At 39.2% G+C, this 22226-nt stretch carries 18 protein-coding genes and 3 pseudogenes; 14 read left to right on the top strand and 7 right to left on the bottom strand.

What is annotated here, in order from left to right; all coding sequences use genetic code 11:
• Positions 1–201 precede the first annotated feature (201 nt).
• The 6 genes from tdh (at position 202) to mutL (ending at position 9106) form a co-directional block, all read left to right on the top strand.
• Positions 202–1242: an L-threonine 3-dehydrogenase gene (gene tdh, locus AC1DIV_RS12605; RefSeq protein ID WP_477576556.1), complete on the top strand. Its 1041-nt coding sequence runs from the start codon at positions 202–204 to the stop codon at positions 1240–1242.
• Positions 1243–1584: 342 nt separating this feature from the next.
• A complete protein-coding gene (gene miaB / locus AC1DIV_RS12600; protein WP_048684706.1) occupies positions 1585–3129 on the top strand; it encodes a tRNA (N6-isopentenyl adenosine(37)-C2)-methylthiotransferase MiaB in 1545 nt (514 codons plus the stop codon).
• 1 nt (position 3130) lies between these two features.
• Positions 3131–3559, top strand: coding sequence for a YlbF/YmcA family competence regulator (locus tag AC1DIV_RS12595; RefSeq protein WP_034313499.1), 429 nt, complete (start codon positions 3131–3133; stop codon positions 3557–3559).
• Positions 3560–3772: 213 nt separating this feature from the next.
• Positions 3773–4312 carry an outer spore coat protein CotE gene (locus AC1DIV_RS12590; protein ID WP_057278378.1) on the top strand — a complete coding sequence of 180 codons (540 nt, stop codon included), beginning with the start codon at positions 3773–3775 and terminating at the stop codon, positions 4310–4312.
• Between the two features lie 206 nt (positions 4313–4518).
• Positions 4519–7143: a DNA mismatch repair protein MutS gene (gene mutS, locus AC1DIV_RS12585; protein WP_477576519.1), complete on the top strand. Its 2625-nt coding sequence runs from the start codon at positions 4519–4521 to the stop codon at positions 7141–7143.
• Positions 7144–7165: 22 nt separating this feature from the next.
• Positions 7166–9106 (top strand): DNA mismatch repair endonuclease MutL, encoded by a 1941-nt coding sequence (gene mutL / locus AC1DIV_RS12580; protein ID WP_340875802.1) that lies wholly within the window; start codon positions 7166–7168, stop codon positions 9104–9106.
• Positions 9107–9235: 129 nt separating this feature from the next.
• Here the strand turns inward: mutL and AC1DIV_RS12575 are convergent.
• The 3 genes and pseudogenes from AC1DIV_RS12575 to AC1DIV_RS12565 form a co-directional block, all read right to left on the bottom strand.
• Positions 9236–9337: pseudogene (locus tag AC1DIV_RS12575) on the bottom strand (tyrosine-type recombinase/integrase); the annotation flags it as partial.
• Between the two features lie 411 nt (positions 9338–9748).
• Entirely contained in the window at positions 9749–9916 is a 168-nt protein-coding gene (locus AC1DIV_RS12570) for a hypothetical protein (protein ID WP_340875803.1), read from the bottom strand.
• 68 nt (positions 9917–9984) lie between these two features.
• Positions 9985–10869, bottom strand: coding sequence for a LysR family transcriptional regulator (locus AC1DIV_RS12565; RefSeq protein WP_340875804.1), 885 nt, complete (start codon positions 10867–10869; stop codon positions 9985–9987).
• A gap of 164 nt (positions 10870–11033) precedes the next feature.
• Here AC1DIV_RS12565 and AC1DIV_RS12560 point away from each other — a divergent pair, with 164 nt between their 5' ends.
• Genes AC1DIV_RS12560 through AC1DIV_RS12550 form a run of 3 tightly spaced genes read left to right on the top strand, consistent with a single transcriptional unit; the run spans position 11034 to position 13757 of the window.
• Positions 11034–11423, top strand: coding sequence for a tautomerase family protein (locus AC1DIV_RS12560; RefSeq protein WP_289349472.1), 390 nt, complete (start codon positions 11034–11036; stop codon positions 11421–11423).
• Between the two features lie 18 nt (positions 11424–11441).
• Positions 11442–12644: a YbfB/YjiJ family MFS transporter gene (locus AC1DIV_RS12555; RefSeq protein WP_340875806.1), complete on the top strand. Its 1203-nt coding sequence runs from the start codon at positions 11442–11444 to the stop codon at positions 12642–12644.
• 36 nt (positions 12645–12680) lie between these two features.
• Positions 12681–13757, top strand: coding sequence for an NAD(P)H-dependent flavin oxidoreductase (locus AC1DIV_RS12550; protein WP_340875808.1), 1077 nt, complete (start codon positions 12681–12683; stop codon positions 13755–13757).
• 190 nt (positions 13758–13947) lie between these two features.
• On the opposite strand, the gene AC1DIV_RS12545 is transcribed toward AC1DIV_RS12550, so the two are convergent.
• The 3 genes and pseudogenes from AC1DIV_RS12545 to AC1DIV_RS12535 form a co-directional block, all read right to left on the bottom strand.
• Positions 13948–14334 carry a hypothetical protein gene (locus AC1DIV_RS12545; protein WP_340875809.1) on the bottom strand — a complete coding sequence of 129 codons (387 nt, stop codon included), beginning with the start codon at positions 14332–14334 and terminating at the stop codon, positions 13948–13950.
• Between the two features lie 3 nt (positions 14335–14337).
• Positions 14338–14694: pseudogene (locus AC1DIV_RS12540) on the bottom strand (SMI1/KNR4 family protein); the annotation flags it as partial.
• 706 nt (positions 14695–15400) lie between these two features.
• Positions 15401–15859: pseudogene (locus AC1DIV_RS12535) on the bottom strand (cupin domain-containing protein); the annotation flags it as partial.
• A 273-nt stretch (positions 15860–16132) separates the two neighbouring features.
• Between AC1DIV_RS12535 and AC1DIV_RS12530 the strand changes: the two are divergent.
• The 4 genes from AC1DIV_RS12530 (at position 16133) to AC1DIV_RS12515 (ending at position 20102) form a co-directional block, all read left to right on the top strand.
• The gene (locus tag AC1DIV_RS12530) at positions 16133–18025 is read left to right on the top strand and encodes an OPT family oligopeptide transporter (protein ID WP_477576517.1); all 1893 of its coding nucleotides are present in this window, start codon (positions 16133–16135) and stop codon (positions 18023–18025) included.
• On the top strand, positions 18015–18380 hold the full coding sequence (locus AC1DIV_RS12525) for a PqqD family protein (RefSeq protein ID WP_340875812.1): 366 nt from the start codon (positions 18015–18017) through the stop codon (positions 18378–18380). Before AC1DIV_RS12530 ends, AC1DIV_RS12525 begins: the two co-directional genes overlap by 11 nt.
• Positions 18381–18573: 193 nt before the next feature.
• Entirely contained in the window at positions 18574–19383 is an 810-nt protein-coding gene (locus AC1DIV_RS12520) for an SDR family NAD(P)-dependent oxidoreductase (protein WP_340875813.1), read from the top strand.
• Positions 19384–19493: 110 nt separating this feature from the next.
• The gene (locus tag AC1DIV_RS12515; RefSeq protein ID WP_340875814.1) at positions 19494–20102 is read left to right on the top strand and encodes a methyltransferase domain-containing protein; all 609 of its coding nucleotides are present in this window, start codon (positions 19494–19496) and stop codon (positions 20100–20102) included.
• Between the two features lie 201 nt (positions 20103–20303).
• Here AC1DIV_RS12515 and AC1DIV_RS12510 read toward each other — a convergent pair whose 3' ends face one another.
• On the bottom strand, positions 20304–20960 hold the full coding sequence (locus AC1DIV_RS12510; RefSeq protein WP_340875815.1) for a hypothetical protein: 657 nt from the start codon (positions 20958–20960) through the stop codon (positions 20304–20306).
• Between the two features lie 489 nt (positions 20961–21449).
• On the opposite strand from AC1DIV_RS12510, the gene AC1DIV_RS12505 reads away from it, so the two are divergent.
• A complete protein-coding gene (locus AC1DIV_RS12505) occupies positions 21450–22184 on the top strand; it encodes an alpha/beta fold hydrolase (RefSeq protein ID WP_340875816.1) in 735 nt (244 codons plus the stop codon).
• Positions 22185–22226: the final 42 nt, after the last annotated feature.

The following is a 22226-nucleotide window of genomic DNA, read 5'->3' as shown; positions in this document are numbered from 1 at the left end:
GATATCTTATTCGAGAGCGGACAAGATGCTATAGAAACATGACCCATTTAACAAAAATGTACGAATGCCTAAAAATCATCATTATTAATGTGAAAAGGCCGGTACAAAAGTGATTATGGTATTTTTGTGATTGATTTTTCATATCTTTACATATTAAGGTAGATGAAAAAGCACAGCCCTATTTCAGGGGGAATGTACATGTTGAGAGGTAAAATGAAAGCGATCGTCAAACATCACCGAGGTTATGGGGCACAATTACAAGTTGTCGATATACCGGACATTCGTGATGACGAGGTCTTGATTCGAGTGAAGATGGCCTCGATCTGCGGAACGGATATTCATATTTTCACCTGGGATGAATGGTCACAAGGAAGGGTGAGCCCGCCATACGTATTTGGGCACGAATTTGCAGGGGAAGTAATCGAGATAGGAGCAAGTGTCAGTAATGTTTCAGTTGGTGATTGTGTATCTGCCGAAACACATATAGTTTGCGGTACATGCAGGCAATGCTTAACCGGACAATTCCATATCTGTAAAAAAACAAACATTATCGGTGTGGATAAACAAGGGTGCTTTGCAGAGTACATAGCTCTGCCAGCCAAGAACTTATGGAAAAATCCAAGTGATATGCCACTCGATATAGCTACCATCCAAGAACCGATGGGGAATGCCGTCCATTCAGTGCTAGCTGGCGAGGTGCTGGGTAAAACGGTGGCAATAATCGGTTGTGGTCCAATTGGGCTTATGGCGATTGCTGTAGCAAAGGCCGCAGGTGCTGATAAAGTAATCGCTCTTGATATTAATGATTATCGACTTCAGCTAGCCAAAAAGATGGGTGCCACACACCTCATTCATTCAATGAATCAGGATCCAGTGGAAATCACGAAAAGCATTACAAGTGGGGACGGGGTGGATGTTGTTTGTGAAATGAGCGGGAATCCAGCAGCTATCCAACAAGGGTTCAAGATGGCGACCAATGGTGGAAGAATATCCATTCTAAGTCTGCCTTCTAAGCCCGTCACGATTAATATAACAGAGGATATCGTATTCAAGGGTCTTACTGTCCAAGGGATAACTGGAAGGAAGATGTTTTCAACCTGGCAACAGGTTTCAAGTCTGCTTGAAAGTGGCAAGGTTGATGTAAAACCAATGATTACCCATCGGTTCTCACTCAGTGATTTTGAAAAGGGATTTGAACTGATGATCAAAAGCCAGTGTGGTAAGGTTCTCCTTATGCCTTGAATACCTGAAAAGGTGGAAATTGCATGGTCTGCATTTGAAAAATCTTGAAAGGGGAAAGCGTCATCCAAGAATGATAAGAAGAGGCTAAATTCGTCATAGCCTCTTCTTTCATGTTCTTATTTTCAATATTTGTGAAAAATTTCTTACAATTGAAGAAGCCACGACAGAATGATTGTTTCTTGCTGTTAAAAGCTTTATACTATGATAATGTGGATATATCACACTTAATAGCTAATATTTACTGGAAATTCTTAAAAAGGAATCCGTATAAATCCATTTGAAGATAGGTCTTGGAATAGTTGGTGAAAGAAATAAACTAACTATTTTGAAAGGAGATTAACTATGAACGAGAAACAACGATTAGAATCACAACAAGTACAGGCTGAGAATCCAGCGGACAAAAAATCCGAAAAGGACTTCAGTAAGTACTTTCAAGCCGTTTATATTCCGCCTTCCTTAAAGGATGCGAAAAAGCGGGGAAAAGAAGAAGTAGAATATCATGATGACTTTGCCATTCCTGAAGGTTTCCGCGGAATGGGAGAAGGTAAAAAGTTTTACATTCGTACTTTTGGCTGTCAAATGAACGAACATGATACAGAAGTCATGGCGGGCATCTTTATGGCACTTGGTTATCAGGCGACAGACTCGGTGGATGATGCTAACGTCATTTTACTTAACACTTGTGCGATTCGGGAAGGCGCAGAGAATAAAGTGTTCGGTGAATTGGGGCATTTGAAATCATTGAAATTGGAAAAGCCGGATCTACTGCTTGGGGTTTGCGGCTGTATGTCACAAGAGGAGACAGTTGTAAAGCGGATTCTAGAGAAGCACCATTTTGTAGATATGATTTTCGGAACGCATAACATCCACCGCCTGCCGCAAATCCTTAATGAAGCGTATCTTTCCAAGGAAATGGTCATTGAGGTTTGGTCTAAAGAAGGTGATGTAATCGAGAACCTTCCGAAAGTGCGTAAAGGAAAAACCAAGGCATGGGTCAATATCATGTATGGCTGCGATAAGTTTTGTACATACTGCATCGTACCGTATACGAGAGGGAAAGAAAGAAGCCGCAGGCCTGGAGATATCATCCAGGAAGTCCGTCATTTAGCGGCACAGGGTTACAAGGAAATAACCCTGCTTGGACAGAATGTGAATGCTTACGGAAAAGATTTTACGGATATCGATTATCGTTTCGGCGATTTGATGGATGAAATCCGCAAAATCGACATTCCGCGCATTCGTTTTACGACAAGCCATCCCCGTGATTTTGATGATCATTTGATTGAAGTACTGGCTAAAGGCGGAAATCTCGTTGACCATATCCATCTTCCAGTTCAATCGGGAAGTACGGAAACACTTAAAATCATGGCCCGTAAGTATACACGCGAACAATATTTAGAGCTAGTTAAAAAAATCAAGGAAGCTATCCCAAGTGCATCGCTAACCACGGACATCATTGTAGGCTATCCGAATGAAACGGAAGAGCACTTTGAAGAAACGATGTCATTATACCGTGAAGTTGGTTTCGATGCAGCATATACTTACATCTACTCACCACGTGAGGGAACACCGGCTGCGAAAATGCAGGATAATGTACCGATGGAAGTGAAAAAGGAACGTCTGCAACGCTTGAATGCCCTTGTAAATGAAACGTGCGCATTGAAAATGAAAGAGTATGATGGACAGATTGTTGAAGTGCTCGTTGAAGGCGAAAGCAAGAAGAATGCGGAAGTATTAGCAGGTTATACAACGAAAAATAAGCTCGTGAACTTCAAAGGACCAAAATCCGCTATTGGCAAAATCGTAAAAGTGAAAATCACCGGAACGAAAACATGGTCATTAAATGGGGATATGGTTGAAGAAGCAACGGCGATTGAGGTGGAGTAATATGACTAAATATACTAAAGATGACATTCTGAACAAAGCGGCCGAGCTTGCTGAAATGATCGCCAGCACGGAAGAAGTCGATTTCTTTAAACGGGCAGAAGCTCACATCAATGAAAATCAAAAAATCCGTGAAATGATCGCCAGCATCAAGAGTTTGCAAAAACAGGCTGTAAACTTCCAACATTACGGCAAAGAGAAAGCATACAGTCAAGTGCAGGCCAAAATTGATGCACTGGAAAAACAATTGGATGAACTTCCGATCGTGCAAGAATTCAAACAATCCCAAGTGGATGTAAATGATCTTTTACAAATGGTCTCTTCACAGGTATCGAATAAGGTGACGGACCTGATTATTGAATCGACCGAAGGCGATGTCCTTCGCGGTGAGACAGGTTCACAGGTACAAGCAGGCGGCGGAAGCTGTTCATGAATAGTAAAAAAGCCCTTCTGGTTTCAGAAGGACTTTTTTAATATGCGGAAATCCTTATACAGTGCCCATTCGTGACACATATCCCAAAACATGCGCATAAAATAACCTAGGTTTAAAACATTACAGCAGTTTTCAAACAATTAAAATTCTACGCACAATAGACTTTTACCACGCATAGGATGAATGGAAACTGTATGAGGAGGGTTCGCTAGCATGTCACAATATAGAGAGATAATTACTAAAGCGGTGGTGGCAAAAGGACGTAAATTCACAAAGTCCTCTCACACCATTTGCCCGGCTCATCATCCTTCTAGCATTCTAGGTTGTTGGATCATCAACCATAAATACGATGCAAAGAAAGTCGGCAAAAAGGTAGAAATTCACGGCAGCTACGAAATCAACGTCTGGTATTCTTATAACCATAATTCGAAGACGGAAGTTGTAACTGAAAAAGTGCAATATACCGACGTTATTTCGCTGAAATACCGTGATCCCGATTATCTTGATGACCATGAAATCGCTGCAAAAGCTGTCCAACAGCCGAATTGTTTAGAAGCATGCATCTCCCCATGTGGACAAAAAATCATTGTCCATGTGGAAAGGGAATTCTTTGTGGAAGTCGTCGGCGAAACGAAAATTTGTGTCGCTGTAAGTCCAGATGGCCGCTGTGAGGATGACTGGGGCTCTGATTTCGATGATGAGGATTTCGAAGATTTAGATCCGGATTTCCTTGATGAATTCGAAGACGAATAGAATATAGAAATTAATACCGGATGACATTCCCTTCATCCGGTTTTATTTAATTTGAAGCGGGACAAGTCCCTATGGCTTTGCAGATACAGCTAGCTTACAAATTGATTTACCATGCAATTTCGAATACAGGCCATGTTGCATTTTCGTATGTTATAATGAAGGACATAAATGTGTAATAGATTTTAGTTTGGAAAGGTTTTGAAGGAATGGCTGGATATACTCCGATGATACAGCAATATTTAAAAATTAAGGCAGAGTATCAGGATGCCTTTTTATTTTTTCGTTTAGGCGATTTTTATGAAATGTTTTTTGACGATGCACTGAATGCATCACAAGAGCTCGAAATCACATTAACGAGCCGAGAAGGTGGTAGTGAAGAGCGAATTCCGATGTGCGGCATTCCGTATCACTCGGCTGCTAATTATATTGATATATTGATAGAAAAAGGTTTTAAAGTAGCTATTTGTGAACAAACCGAAGATCCGAAGCAAGCCAAAGGTGTGGTACGCAGGGAAGTTGTCCAGCTGATTACCCCGGGAACGAAAATGGATAGTAAGGGTCTTCGTGAAAAGGAAAATAATTATATTGCCACCATCACTTATTTTACGGATGGTCAGTTTGGCTTTGGATACAATGATTTATCGACAGGGGAAAATAAGGTTACATTGATTGAGAGTTTCGAGGAAGTTCTGAATGAATTTGCCATCCTTGGTGCGAGTGAAGTGGTCATTGCCGAGGATTTCAATGAAGAATGGAAAAAAATGCTTCAAGAACGGGGCGCAGCCGCTCTATCCCTAGAGAGTAATTTGGTTCAAAGCGAGTCATTCGCTCCATTGCTTCATTTGTTAAAAGACCAGAAACTGGCGACAACGACCTCACGTTTATTGAATTATCTATACCGTACCCAAAAACGCAGCCTGGATCATTTACAGCCAGTGCTTGCATATGAAACATCACAATATATGAAAATTGATTATTATAGCAAACGTAATTTGGAATTAACTGAAACCATTCGTTCCAAAGGTAAAAAAGGCTCATTACTATGGCTGCTTGATGAAACAAAAACAGCCATGGGCGGAAGGATGTTGAAGCAATGGATTGATAGACCGCTCATTAATAAAAAACAGATCGAGCGGAGACAAAGCCTTGTTGAAACCCTGAAAAATCAATACTTCGAACGGCAGGACTTACGTGAACGCCTGAAGGAAGTGTACGACTTGGAGCGGCTTGCCGGAAGGGTGGCCTTCGGGAATGTAAACGCTCGGGACTTGATTCAACTGAAACGTTCCTTGCAACAGGTGCCGGTCATTCGTGAAATCGTGAAGTCAATGGCTTCCAATCAGGATATTTCAATCCTGGCCGATAAATTGGATCCTTGTGAAGAAGTGACGGATTTACTTGAAACGGCGCTTGTAGAAAACCCTCCATTGTCCGTGAAGGAAGGGAATATCATTCAGGATGGTTTCCATAAGGAGCTGGATACATACAGGGATGCCAGCAGAAACGGGAAAACTTGGATTGCACAGCTTGAACGCGAAGAGCGGGAACGCACCGGGATCAAATCCTTGAAAATCGGATATAATCGTGTATTTGGCTATTACATTGAAGTCACACGAGCAAATTTGCATCTGCTTGAAGAAGGCCGTTATGAACGGAAGCAGACTTTAACGAATGCCGAACGTTATATCACACCTGAATTGAAAGAAAAGGAAGCTTTGATTTTACAAGCAGAAGAAAAAAGCATCAGTTTGGAGTATGACTTATTCCTCAATCTTCGTGAAGAGGTCAAAAGCTATATCCCTCGCTTACAGGATTTGGCGAAAGGCGTCAGTGAACTGGATGTCCTGCAGTGCTTTGCGACGATTAGTGAAGAACGCCATTATGTGAAGCCTGTCTTTTCCGATGACCGAAGAATCGTACTGAAGGAAGGCAGGCATCCAGTGGTCGAGAAAGTCCTTCAATCACAGGAATATGTCCCCAATGACTGCTTTATGGATGGAGATCGGGAGTTACTCTTGATCACAGGGCCCAATATGTCGGGTAAAAGTACGTATATGCGTCAAATAGCGCTAACATCGATTTTAGCGCAAATTGGATGCTTCGTATCCGCAAGTATAGCTGAATTACCTATTTTTGATAAGGTATTTACCAGGATTGGCGCGGCAGATGATTTGATTTYCGGTCAAAGTACATTCATGGTCGAGATGCTTGAAGCAAGAAATGCCATCATGAATGCGACAGAAAACAGTTTGATATTATTTGATGAAATAGGCCGGGGAACATCAACTTATGATGGGATGGCGCTTGCTCAGGCCATCATTGAATATATTCATGAGGAAATTGGGGCAAAGACACTCTTTTCGACTCATTATCACGAATTGACTGTATTGGCAACGGAACTCCCAAAATTGAAAAATATCCATGTAAGTGCCATTGAGCAAAATGGAAATGTCGTTTTCCTTCATAAAATTAAAGAAGGGCCAGCAGATAAAAGCTATGGAATTCATGTGGCTAAGCTTGCTGATTTACCGGAGCAGTTAATAGATCGGGCAGCTGCTATTTTAGCCCAGCTAGAGAATGAAAATGGACAGGCAAAGGCGAGTCCTGAACAGCCTGCTGCTGAAAAAGCACCTATTGCCGAAGCTGCCCCTGTGTCATCCGTCAATGAGGCACAGCTTTCCTTCTTTGGGGAAGAAGCTCCTAAAGGAAGGGTGAATTCTTCACCAAAGGAAAAAAAGGTGCTGGATGACATAAAATCACTGGATATCCTTGAAATGACGCCGCTTGAGGCAATGAATACCCTTTATAAATTACAAAAGAAACTTAAATGAGAATTAAAGCGAGGCGATAAAAATGGGAAAAATCATACAGCTTGACGAGGCTTTATCTAATAAAATCGCAGCTGGCGAAGTTGTTGAACGCCCAGCCTCAGTCGTTAAGGAACTTGTGGAAAACGCAATAGATGCAAACAGTACCATTATAGAGATTGAATTGGTGGAGGCTGGACTTGGTTCCATTCGGATCGTGGATAATGGCGATGGGATTTTACCTGATGACATAGAAGCGGCATTTAAACGTCACGCCACTAGTAAAATAAAAGATGAAAATGATCTCTTCCGAATCCGAACACTTGGCTTTCGCGGTGAAGCAATGCCCAGTATTGCTTCAGTTTCCCGTTTTGAAATGAAAAGCAGCACTGGCGAAGGGGTAGGAACGCGCATACTTCTTGAAGGAGGCATGGTTAAGGAACTTGAGGCTTCATCCAGCCGTAAAGGAACGGATATCCTGGTTTCCGACTTGTTTTTTAATACCCCTGCAAGGTTGAAATATATGAAAACCATTCATACCGAGCTAGGAAATATTACGGATGTCGCTAACAGGCTCGCACTTTCACATCCCGATGTTTCCATACGGTTAACACACAATGAGAAGCGTATCCTCCATACGAATGGTAACGGTGATGTCAGGCAGGTGCTGGCGGCAATCTATGGTACGAATATTGCCAAAAAGATGATTCCGGTTCAGGCAAGCTCCTTGGATTTCAAATTATCCGGATATATCGTCATGCCCGAGATCACCCGGGCTTCAAGGAATTACATTTCAACCATGATAAACGGGCGCTTCATTAAAAACTATGCGCTCGTGAAAGCAATCCTGGATGGGTATCATACACTTCTTCCAATTGGACGTTTTCCAATCGCTTTGCTGAATATCGAAATGGATCCGATTCTTGTCGATGTCAATGTACATCCATCCAAAATGGAGGTAAGGCTCAGCAAGGAACAGGAATTGTACAGTCTTGTATCGGAAACGATTAAATCTTCGTTTAAAAAGATGTCTCTAATACCAAGTGGATATACACCAGCAGCAAAGCCGGAACAGGTGAAAAGTGAGCAAACCACTCTGGAATTGGACCATGTTGTGGAAAGCGGCAAGCGAGTCCTGGAAGAAGCCAAGAAAGAAGCTTCCCTCTTGAAGGATACCTTGATACGAGAAAAGCAGGAACAAAAGAATTACGTCGATCATAATGAAGATTTCAATCTTGAACCAATAAAGGAAATAATCTATAGCACTGAACAGCAGCAAATGGAAGATGTCTATGTACCGGTCTTACAAGATGATGAAGGCAAACCATATTTCGAGTCAGCTGAAAAGTTTACAACCTACACTGTCGAACAAGAGGAGGAAATCGAGGCGAATGAACCGGAAAGCCGCATCCCTCCGATGTACCCGATTGGGCAAATGCATGGAACATATATTTTCGCCCAAAACGAAAAGGGCTTGTATATCATAGACCAGCATGCTGCTCAGGAACGGATCAAATACGAATACTTTAAAGAAAAAGTCGGTCGAGTTGAAAACGAGCTACAGGATATGCTGGTCCCCATCACCCTTGAATTTTCGACAGATCAATGTATCCGGATAAATGAATATCGGAATGAGTTGGAAAAAGTCGGCGTCTTTTTAGAGGAGTTTGGCTATAACGCCTATATTGTCCGATCGCATCCACAATGGTTCCCTAAAGGAATTGAACAGGAAATCCTTGAGGAAATGATAGAACAATTGCTATCGATGAAAAAGGTAGATATCAAAAAATTGCGCGAAGAAGCAGCCATCATGATGAGCTGTAAAGCCTCCATAAAGGCAAACCGTCATCTGCGCAATGATGAAATCCAAGCACTATTGGATGAACTGAGGCGGACAACAGACCCCTTCACATGCCCTCATGGAAGACCTATCATCATCTCATATTCCATATATGAAATGGAAAAAATGTTCAAACGGATCATGTAATTAAAAGCGATGGAGAACCCTTATGTAATAGGGTTCTCCATTGCTTTTTTAGTTAAATGACCACAAATTGACCACATTTATTGGTCCATGCTCTTTTTTCCTAGAGCTTTTGTAAAGTTTTCTGCTGAAGAGTCCTGATTTTGAATGTGCTAATCTTTCTGATACCACTTTAGCATTTTCTCCGATCTCCAACATTATAGTTGCATGTGTATGGCGTAAATCGTGAAATCGTCTGAGAACAAGCTGGGTAAACCAGTCATTAAAGAAATTTAAGAGTGGGCTATGCCTGCTCTTTTTTATTAGAAGGCTATGTTAAGGATGTTGCTGATTTTCTTGATGAACTAACGGGTGCGTTATCTGAATATCGGAGCTGTCTTTAAGGCAGCTTTTTGCTTATGGAACTATCGGGGCAGTTTAGTGGAAGAAGCGTAATTTATTCGTAATGTGAATTAATTGCAATACAATACAATTTGCTACCACTCTTTATGAAATGGTAATATTTAATAAAAATTATATCTGATCCCTATTTCTATACTTCTTGCAGCTCCATTGTCATCATTTCTGGGTGTTTCAATTGATAGTTTAATAAATCTTCCAAAAGATGAATATTTCCCTTTTTTAAATGGAGTAATTATTGGCACATTATATCTCGTTGTAGCGTTTTTTAATCTTCTGAATCCACTCGTATGCCGCAATGGCAGCTGACAATCTAGATCCTTTTTTTAAATCTGAACTAGGAACAGGGAAGCTGCCACTTTGTAAGAACTTTGTTTCCTTCGAATGGAAGTAAGCTTTGATAATAATGTTCAACTTCCAACACCTCAATGACACATTAAACGAAATTATTTTATTCTTCCTTATCGAAAATATAATCTAGGTTACCCCTCTATTTTATTAATTAGTTCCTCCTCTTCACTCAACATATTTATAAATTTTATTAAGGATGCAGGTACATACTTATCTTTTCGATAAATGAAAACTGTCTTAACTTTTCCATTCGGAATTGAGTGTTGTCGAATGATTCCCTCTTGTACCTGTTTTGAAACAACACTTTGCGGAAGCATACTTATACCTAGACCAGCTGCGACACAACCGATGATCCCATCTATAGTGCCAAATTCCATTATCTTATTGGGTATCATCTTCTCTTGTTGTAGCCATAGTTCAAACTTTTCCCGATAAGCACATCCTGCATGAAATACAAGCAGCTTCCTTGTTTGAATATCTTTGATAGAAGATATAGGAGGATGAACTGTATCTGTAATGAGCATTAGTTCTTCTTCGAATACTTCTTTCTGAATGAGATCTGGATGATTAATGGGTCCAGCCACAAATGCTCCATCAAGTTCATTCTGAAGGACTGCTTGAATATTTTGTTCAGTGGAGCCTGTTTTTAAAGTTAAATCAACCTCTGGAAAATCTTTGTGATACTTTGAAAACAAGACTGGTAAGCGAACTGCTGCGGTTGTTTCCATTGAACCAATAATTAACGGACCTCTGGGTGTTTGATCATCATTCATCATATTTTTGGTCTCTTCTATAAGATCGAATATTTTTTCTGTATATGTTAGCAACATGCTTCCTTTGTCAGTTAATGCAGTGCCACGATTATGTCTATAAAAAAGAGTTGTTTGAAGATCCGATTCCAACTGCTTTATTTTCATCGTGATATTTGACTGTGCATATTGAAGTTCTCTTGCTGCTTGAGAAATGCTTCCCATTTTAGCAACACTGTGGAAAATTTTTAATGAGTGCAAATCCAAAATAATCTCTCCTTGGTTGATATATCTTTTAGCCATCATTATGAGTGATGCCAAATATCGATTTTAAGTATTATACCATATAGCAAAAAGAAGATATGCTTATAATATCCTACATTTCAGTTGGACACTCTAAAACCATTATTTATTTTGAGGGGAGATACAAGATGCCATTATTACGTTTTGATTTAGTAGAAGGAAGAAACGAAGAAACTTTAAAAAAATTATTGGATTCGGCTCACCATGCGATGGTGGAAGCTTTCCAAGTGCCTGAAAGTGATCGTTATCAAATAGTTCATCAGCACCCGCCGCATGAGCTAATAATCGAGGATACCGGACTGGGGTTTAAAAGAAGCAGAGACCTAGTAATTATTAGTATTGTAAGTAAAAAAAGAACTGTAAAACAGAAAGAAACCTTATACTCACTTCTTGCTCATAAACTTGAATCGGACTGTGGGATTTCTCCACAGGACTTGATGGTTTCTATAACAGAAAACAGCGATGCTGACTGGAGTTTTGGACGAGGGGAAGCACAGTTTCTAACAGGTTCATTATAGTTAATTGGAGGAGAATATTTGAAGAATCAAACTTATCATTTTTTAATAGGGGGAATATTTTCATTAATCATTGCTATGGGGATTGGAAGATTTGCATATACTCCCATTCTTCCTCTTATGCAAAAAGAACTTTCTTTATCAAATACAGCTGCTGGTTATATAGCAACCAGTAATTACGCAGGATATTTGCTTGGAGCAATTTTAGCAGGTGCCATTCCTTTTAAGAAGTATAGAACCATTTTGTTAAGAATAATTCTAATCATCAGTATCTTAACCACTGCCGTAATGGGTCTCTCATACTCTAATTCACTTTGGAATGGACTTCGCTTCCTATCAGGATTTGCCAGTGCTTTTGTATTGGTCTTAGCCTCTGGTATCGTGTTAGATAAACTTTCAACTATAAGAAAAACAAGTTGGTCGGGGATGTTTTATGGGGGAGTAGGTTTGGGAATCTTTTTATCAAGTCTAATGATTCCGAGTTTAAACCATTTATTTCGGTGGGAAGGAACATGGTTAGGACTAGCTGTTGTGAGTGGAATCCTTGCTATCTTTGTATGGATCTGGCTCGATGAAACCCCTAACGTTGTCGAGAAGAAAAATAAAAGAGATATTATTGGAAAAGTGCCCCCCGCTAAATGGCTTATATGGCTGATTATTGCGTATGGTTTAGAAGGATTGGGTTACATTGTTACAGGAACGTTTATCGTAGCTATCGCTGAAAAGACCTCATACTTTCATAATGGTGCCACCTTAGTTTGGATGCTGGTGGGTTTGGCTGCGACTCCATCCTGTCTCATCTGGTCTTTACTAGCTAAAAAATGGGGATTCATTAAATCTTTAGTGCTTGCAATGGCTCTGCAATCCTTGGGTATTGCGATGCCAGCCTTTTGGATGTCAAAAACAAGTTTTGTCATAAGTGCTTTATTATTTGGAGCCACGTTTATGGGTATCACCACCCTGGCTACAACATTGGGAAGGGAAATGAATCCTTCTGATAGCAATCGGACTATTGGCATGCTTACCGCTATTTATGCTATTGGACAGTTGATAGGACCAACCCTTGCTGGAGTCTTATCATCACTCACACATGATTTTAATGTTGCTTTTATTGGAGCAGCAAGTGTTGTCTTCTTTGGGGCAATTTTGCTTTCAAGCGGGATTCATTTCGAGATCACCCCTAACGTTCAGCCATCCAATATTAAAAAAACAGAAGAGAATTAATAAGGATTTAAACATACAAAATTGGGGGAGTCATTGATGTTAAATAATGAAATGATGAAGCGTTTGAAGATTAAGAATCCTATTATACAAGCTCCTATGGCTGGCGGGATCACCACTTCGGATTTAGTAGCCGAGGTATCCAATGCCGGGGGACTTGGAATGATCGGAGCAGGCTATCAGACACCCATACAATCAAGAGAGCAGATTAGAGAAATCAAGCAGTTAACGTCAAACCCTTTTGGCATCAATCTATTCGTGCCAAACGAATTTAACATTACGCCTTACGCAGTCCAATCAGCTAACCAGCGTTTACACACGATTCGTAAGCAATTACATTTAGAACAAACAGACAGCTTTGACATTCCTGAGTATGAAAAAATCTATGAAAGTTTCACTGAACAAGTTAAGGTAGTCATTGAAGAGAATGTATCTATTTGTTCCTTTACATTTGGTATTCCTCCTAAGGAATTGATGGCTGAATTAAAACAGCATAACATCACTCTTATAGGAACAGCTACAACGGTTAGGGAAGCCGTTGCAAATGAAAAAGCGGGAATGGATATGGTTGTTATGCAAGGCAGTGAAGCTGGCGGGCATCGCGGGAACTTTATTGATGGTCATCAAGAGAGCCTAGTAGGTTTAATGTCACTTATTCCGCAAGTTGTTGACAATGTAAGCATACCTGTTATCGCTGCAGGAGGAATTATGGATGGAAGAGGATTAATGGCTTCACTCTTCTTAGGAGCACAAGGTGTACAAATGGGCACAGCTTTCTTGACTTGTATAGAAAGTGGGGCACACAAGGTACATAAAGAAGCCATATTAAATGCTGATGAAGACCAGACAACCTTTACCCGTGCCTTTTCTGGTAAATGGGCAAGAGGTATTAAAAACAAATTTATTGCAGATATGTCGGAGCATGAATTGCTTGTACCCGATTTTCCTGTTCAAAACCTATTAACTCAAGAAATTAGAAAAACGTGCAGTAGACAGAATAATCAAGACTTCATGTCACTCTGGTCTGGCCAGAGCCCAAGATTAGCTAAAAATCAATCTGTTGTATCATTAATGAAAAATATTATTACAGAAGCAAAAAACATAAATCTATTATGAGATGTTACGAGGTTAAAAGAATTCGGCTTTTTAAGCGGATCATGTAATTAAAAGCAACGGAGAACCCTTATTAAATAGGGTTCTTCATTGCTTTTTTAGTTAAATGACCACATTTATTGGGCCATGCTCTTTTTTCCTAGAGCTCTTGAAAAGTTTTCTGCAGTGGAGTCCTGTATATCGAGTAACTGAGTTAGTTCCTGTTTATAAAGTCAAGTAATAACTTGTGTGAATACTTTATATCACTATTTATTTCACTATCTTCTACAGAGCCTAAAATAAGCAACGCTTTTTTTATTATGATTTCATCAGTAACAAACTCACCGGTAATTAACTGAACTAAATTTTGAGAAGCGCTTTCTTGAATATATTTATCTGAGTTAGTTTCAAGAATCATAATTAGTGTAGATGCGAGTTCTGTCAAATCTTTATAACTACATCCCCATATGCTTATACCATCTAAAGTCTCCTCAGTATCTTTACTTTTACACAACTCTTTTGCACGTTCAACGGATAACTCATATCCACCGATGTATATGGACAAATCTTCTGTTGGCGGTTCATATAAATTTTCAATCATTTCATTAAAAGTCTTAAAGATAACGGAAGTTTTGTTCTCTTCAGTGTCTATAAAAGTGATTTCTGGTTCATCTTTATTTTTTCTATAATCTAATACAAGCCAAGTGTGTCCTTCTCCGGAGATTGTTACAAAATCTTTTTCTTTAATTCCCCAGTCATTAAGAAGGTATTTTGATTTATAAATTCCTTCATTCTCTTTAATTCCAAACAGAAAGTCTACAACAATATGATCATCAGCGTAGGAATTTTTAAAACTAACTGGTAAAGCATTGTATTTTAAATATCCCCCATTTTGGATTTTTAATAGTTCAATATATTCTTTTGGGAGATTAATGTTTAAATTTGCTTCAGCATCAAGGATATCTCCTGCTGTTCATTCATTTAGTTTGTATTCATCAAAATCCATATCTTCGAATTCTTCAAAAATAGATTCCAAGTATCTCACTCTCCATATTACTTAGTAATTAATATTATTGCTTTCAGTAATTTAAAGATTTCATCACTCTTAGTTTTTTTCTTTTCAAATAAATCATCCAAAAGTAAAATCTCAACTGTTTATAGGCTTTTCAATTGTAGGGTAATTCCCCATATTTATCCAAGAAAATGTTTTTATTAATTAGTATTGATAAAATTCCAATAAGCCTTTTAGATGAGACCTTTGATGCACTATTAAACTACGGATGATTAAATTTAATAGAACTAGTTGAGCACTTTGATAAGGGTAGGTTCCTTTAAAGATAGGAGGAGTTCTGACCGCAAAATTGAAGTGAATAATCTGTGCTGTATTGGGAGGAGCAATTTGAGGATTTCTTATATTATAAGAAGAAACTCGGTAGAATAAATAGAGAAGTATAACTGATAATTGTAACCAAGCGTATCATGAATGGCCATAAATCACATTAGGTGACTACCATAATATAAGATGTGGCGAAGTGAAAAAAACAGATCATGTAATTATAAGCAATGGAGAACCCTTATGTATGGAGTTCTCCATTGCTTTTTTCGATTCCGATTTATTAGTTGTAAAGGCCCTCGAACAGGGGTAATCATGCTCCCAATATCTATCTTCAATAATAATAATACGGGGGATTGAGCTGATATTGATAGTTGTAAGCCGGAGCAGTATACATTTGGTTATCATAGTGATTAATAAATTGAGGATATTGCTGCATGTCTTCTTCGGCCGCTCGATGGCAGTTGGCTGGCGGACCGATGAATGTTGATGGCTGAACTGGTGCAATTGCTTTTTTCCATTGGTTTTCATCCATGCAATAAGTATGGGCCATAATATTTGCAGGCGTCAATTTCAAGATATCTGAACCGAGGATCACCTCAGGTGTTGGTGCATTAAAAATGGCGAGCAGATGTGTATTATCCGCATTAGCCACTTCATAATGCCACCAACCTTGTGGGACGTTGGCTACTTGACCGGGTTTAATGGGATAATTTTGAATTTGCTTTGTGAATGGATTCAGTAATGAAACGGTTGCCGCTCCAGAAATGCAATACACTAGCTCGGCTGCATCAATTGAACACCCTCGAAAATGTTTCATTATTAGATATCTACAGGGGTGCTGATGATGCTGTGATTAAATGAATGATAGGCCGTGACTTCGTGTAACGAATTAGTTGTAGTTATTATATCAATATTATTTATATTTTTTAAAACTGAAACTACTAAACTGAATTTTTAATATAATCAAACTTTTGATGAACATAATTTTCCCATTGCGTGACTTTAAATTACAGTGATATAATGTTCTCTGTGATTTTAAAGTTTAACATAGGAAGTGGCTAAATTGTCGAACAATTCAAAAGAGAGTAAATTCGTCCCGTACGTCTCTGCATCTAAATCTCTACCGGAATTGACTGCAACTGCAATCATTCTAGGGATCATTCTTGCAATCGTATTCGGGGCGGCAAATGCATACTTAGGCCTACTTATTGGTTTAACTGTCTCTGCTTCAATACCCGCGGCGGTAATTTCAATGGCCATATTAAGAGGGGTTTTTCGCAGGGATTCAATATTAGAAAACAATATTGTGCAAACGATGACCACGGCAGGTGAGGCTATTGGTGCCGGTGCTGTATTTACCATTCCGGCATTATTCATGTGGGACATGGACGTGAGTCAAGCATTCATCATTTTCGTGGTATTAACTGGGGGATTTTTAGGGGTCTTCATGATGGTTCCCCTTCGCCAGCTTTTGATTGTAAGGGAGCATGAAACATTACCTTATCCAGAAGGTACGGCATGTGCCGAGGTCCTGAAGTCAGGAGAAAAGGGTGGTACAAGCGCCAAGCTAATCGGAGCCGGTTTGGTAATTGGCGGTGKTGTTAAAGGGCTTGGAGATGGATTTAAGCTTTTCAAGACAGAGGTTGAAACAGGGATCACGAATTTTAAAAATGCAGTGGTTGGTCTTGATGCCTTTCCTTCCCTTTTGGGTGTAGGGTACATTATTGGACCGCGAGTTGCAGGGCAAATGCTAGGTGGGGGTTTATTAGCCTGGGTCGTTTTAATACCGGCCATCAGCTTTTTTGGCGGAAACAATGGGACAGCCATTTTCCCTTCTGATGTACCGATCGGTGAATTGGATGCATGGGGAATTTGGGATAATTATATTCGCTATATTGGTGCTGGTGCCGTTGCAACGGGCGGATTGATCACTTTGATCAAAACATTACCAATACTTTTCAGTTCAGTTATTGATACTCTTAAAGGCGTAAAAGCCAATAAAGGACAACTAAAATCGGGTTCTATCCGTACAGAACAAGACATACCGGCTAAATACGTTTGGTTGGGTACGATCATCGTAATTTTAATCATTGCTTTCACACCTATAACAGATGTAGGAATCATCGGTGCGATTGCAATCGCGATTTTTGGATTTTTATTCGTGACAGTGGCTTCAAGGGTTGTTGGAATCGTCGGAAGTTCTTCTTCCCCTGTTTCTGGAATGACGATCGCTACTCTATTGATTGTAGCGATTGTCTATAAGGCAACTGGTTTTACTGGTACGACTGGAATGGTAGCCGCTTTAACCGTCGCTGCGATCATTTGTACAGCGCTTGCGGTTTCAGGTGATGTTTCTCAAGATCTAAAAACAGGATATATCGTCGGCGGAACACCATGGAAACAACAAGTTGCCATGATGATCGGTGTTGTTGCGTCGGCTTCTGTCATTGGTTTTATCCTGGTTCTTATGGATAACGCATATACGATGGGGTCTGCAGAACTGCCTGCACCTAAAGCGGCACTTATGAAAATACTTGCCGAAGGTGTTCTAGGGGGAGATTTACCTTGGACTCTGATCTTTATCGGTGCGGCTATTTCCATTACATTAGAGTTTTTCGGTTTGAATTCACTTGTTGTTGCAGTGGGCATTTACTTGCCGGTTCATACCAGTGCCCCAATCATGATCGGTGGATTTATTCGATTCTTCGTTGAGTTCTTCTCGAAAACAAAAGAAGCGCTTAAAGCACGGGTTGACAGAGGTGTATTATTTGCCTCTGGTTTAATAGCGGGTGAATCATTGATTGGTGTTCTTATTGCCATATTGATCGCAGCAGGTATCCAAGTTCCGGCTGCGGCTAAATTAGCCAGCAATTTGCTACCATTCTTATTATTCCTTGCTCTAGCTGGATTGCTTTGGTTCGTATCCAGCAAAGGGAAAAAAGAAGATGCTTCGTAAACGCCAATCAAAAAAGAGGAACCTGTTAACCATGGTTCCCCTTTTGGAAAGACGCGTCACTATGGTGCAAGAATCTTCGGAAGCAACTTTTTTGATCATTCAAAGGACCAATTTTGTGGAACGAATGACCATTCGTTTCTTAAAACAGCCATCAGTCCGTAAAATCAAGCTTGATAAGTTTGGAGCATATGCCATTAAACAGATGGAGTTTCAAAGGAATGTAAATCAGATCTCTGAAGCGATGAGTGAACATTTTGGCGAGGAAGCAGAACCAGCCTTACCGAGGTTGATGAAATTCCTGGAAATTCTAGAGGTTCATGATTGGATCATATGGGATGATGAAGAAGAAAAATGAAAAAAAAGCTGAAGCACTTCTGGGTGCTTCAGCTTTTTACTGTTTTGGTACAAAATTTACCACACATGCAATTTAAGAAAATAGACTAAAGGTATAATTATTTGTAATAACTTTATATGCGTTGTATTCTTGTACTGTTAGTCATGACTAATAAAGCAAAACTATTCACATTTTGAAGAGCAGGTGGGTTATCATGGGAAGAGTACAAGGTAAAGTAGCATTAGTGACAGGTGGAGCTTCAGGTATTGGGTTATCCATATCGACACTAATGGCTAAAGAAGGCGCAAAAGTCGTGATTGCTGATTTTAATGAAGCAGGAGCAAAAGAAGCGGCCGAAAACATTAAAAAACAAGGTGGGGAAGCAGCTGGAGTATTTTTGGATGCTGGACAAGCAGACTCCATCCAGGCAGCAGTCGACTTTACCATTGAACAATATGGAACGGTTACGGTACTCGTTAATAATGTGGGTTTAACTAACCTGCATAAAGATCTGGATGTCGTGAACTTAGATTTGGAAGAATGGGATCGACTTATGGACGTGAATTTAAAAAGTGTGCTATTGGGAAGCAGGTTTGCGATTCCTCACATGATTAAAGCGGGAGCTGGTTCGATTATCAATACGGCCTCCATGGCTGGATTTACAGGTGACTCCGTACGATCCGCATATGGTGCGTCCAAAACGGGGGTAGTGAATTTGACTCGTTATATCGCTGCACAGTATGGTAAAGATCATATTCGTTGTAATGGATTGGCACCAGGTCTCATTTTAACTCCTGCAGCGAAAAATAATATGCCTCAGGCCGTACTCGATATTTTTGGCAAATTCAATGCATTGCCATATCATGGTGAAGCGGATGATATCGGTTATACCGTACTATTCCTTGCATCTGACGAGTCCAAATTCATTACAGGTCAGACGATCCAAGTGGAAGGCGGTCATTATATAGCCAACCCAAGCATCTCTGATTTTAATGATTATGTAACGAAAGCAAAATCCAATTAATTGTCTGGACATTCATATAACAAAACCTTACCCTGGATAAGATCAACACTTTCCGGGGTTTTTAGTTAGGAAGCCCTTTATTAAAAAACATGAAGCAGGTGCATATAATAATGGAAGTAAAAAATTATGATGAAATGCTGAACATCAGGACGGAAGGTGAACAAAAAAATTTCAATGATTCTTTGCATTATCATCGATATGAACCTACGCCATACAGCGCATTAGAACATTTATTCAAAGAATATCCACTGAAAAGAAATGATCGCATTGTGGATTTTGGATGCGGTAAAGGACGCTTGAATTTTTTGATCCATCACTTCTATCAATCATCTGTGGTTGGCGTGGAAATGAATGAAAATTTCTATAAAGAAGCGATCGAGAATCTGAATGGCTACATGAAAAAAAGGAAAAACGACAATAACAATATAGAATTCCACTGTTGCTTGGCAGAAGAATATGATATTGATACGCAAGACAATCATTTTTATTTCTTTAATCCGTTCTCGGTACAGATTTTCATGAAAATCATCCATAACATTTTACTTTCCTTTGAAGAAGAACCGCGAAAAATCGAACTGATATTATATTATGCTTCACAGGATTATATTTTTTTCCTCGAAAATCAAACCGCTTTCGAGCTGAAAAACGAAGTGATGTTACCTGGCTTGACTGAATCTAATCCTTTTGAGAAATTCGTCATATACCAATTGTTATATTGAATGGATATTGGTTTTTCGATGTTAAAAACACCCAAGCAATCTCTCATGGATGCTTGGGTGCAAAGAGTGAAGCCAATAAAGGCGCTTAATTTAAAGCGGATTGTAAAATCCTTATTACTTTTTTTCTTTTTGCATGCTCCTATTTCATTTTTTATCACTTTAATTTTATGCCCTTCCATTTCCAAGGATGAATCACTTTGTCTATGAAGAGCGAGGTTCTAGTTTATAGTTTGTAAGCCATAGTGAACATAAAAAAATTAATTCAAATGCATTGGTAACAGCCGAACTTTCTATGGGAATAGGAATGGCACTTCCAACTATCATGACTATAACCCCTAAAAGCATCCAAATCCAACGTGTTCTTATAAATATGTAGATGCTAATCACCAATAATATAAAGGTGACAATAAGCACCATTAAAGGTGGGCCAGAAGATTCCTCACTAACATATCTTAAAACTCCATACTCGTAGATTGGTACAAATGTCTTATGCATATTTTCAATAAATTCATAGATGATAAGCCCAGCTGTAAGGAAAAGGAAAAAGTAGGGTGCTATCGTTTTTTTTGTAAAAGGAATATGTATCCTTTTTGCCATTCCCCATCCAAACAAGATCAATGTGGGAGTGATAAATCCATGACTCCAGAAACGTAAAGCATTTAATGACTTTAACAAAGGGCCATCACCAATGAACTTTCCCGAGGCAATAATTAAGTTATCCACGATAAGCCCGAAAGTAACTAGAAGAAGAAAGCCTGAATACGAAAAGAGTTTGCTGTCCTGTCGAAGTAACACCATTCCCATGATAAAAAGAATCATATAAACGATTGAATAACAAAAATATAAAATAGTATCCAACTACATCACCCCCTATATGGTTTTTTCCGTACTATAATAGAACAAAACATAAAAGTGCCCTTTTAAATATAATTTTAGTTTATTGTGAAATTCATATTCAGGAAAGATTGTAAATACCTATATCAGAGAATATAATGGGTAGGCTTTATATGTGCTTTTTATAAGTATCAAGGGGCTACATAAGAAACTTTATATTTAAACAAGGATGGAAGCATTGCATCAAAAATACCCATAAATAGCGATATTACTGTTAAGCAGTCATTGAAATACGTGTTAACCAGCTTCTTTCGCGCCTTGATTCTTTTTTAGATTAAGTAGAGATGACTTATCCGTCTACATGAGGAAAAAGACATAAGATATTCAAAAGAGAAGGAAGTCAGACGTAATGTTCGTTCTATATAGCCCATAAGGAAATGAAGAGCAATACTAGTATCTATGTGCGTTAGTAAAAGTACTTAGAAATAAATTTTAGGGATAGTGAGGTATAAAATGAAAAAAGTTATGAAATATATTCTCATTAGTATAATTCTATTAATAATTATCGCTTTCGGCGGCTTTTATATATGGTCAGAACAAACATACAAACCATCAGATGAATTGTATGCGTTAGTTGGAAAGGGGGATATAAAAAAGGAAAATGGGTTTGTCACATTCGAACCAACAAAAAACAAGAAAGTGGGCATTGTCCTGTATCCAGGTGCTAAGGTTGAGCCCGAAGCATACGGTTATTATGCAAAAGAATTAGCGAAAGAGGGATATACAGTCGTTATCCCGGATGTAAGGTTCAATTTCGCTTTGTTTGATAAAAATAAAGCGACGGAAGCTAAAGATGCATATCCAGCAGTGGAGAAATGGTACGTTGCTGGACACTCGTTAGGAGGAGTGGCTGCCACTGCATATGCTTATGAAAATCCAAAAGAGGTGGAAGGGATTATCCTCCTCGGTTCATATCCCAGTGACTCGAATGACTTTTCAAAAATGAAAGTTCCTATGCTATCGTTATATGCAGAATATGATGGGCTATCTACAGTAGAGAAGATTATGAAGACAAAGCACTTACTATCTAAAGAGGCAAACATGCATAAGATAGCCGGGGGAAACCACGGTCAATTTGGTGTATACGGAAAGCAAAAGGGAGATAATGAAGCGACTATCTCAGCTAAGAAACAACAAGAAGAGATGATAGCTGTCACAAAAAAATGGCTTGATCAGAATGGGGAGTAAGCCTTATTAAATGCCCTCAATGAATTAAAATTGAGGGCATTT

The sequence above is a fragment of the Peribacillus sp. 05N428 genome (assembly GCF_056397085.1).
Note: the sequence above shows the minus strand (reverse complement) of the source record. Positions and strands in the feature narration are given on the sequence as shown.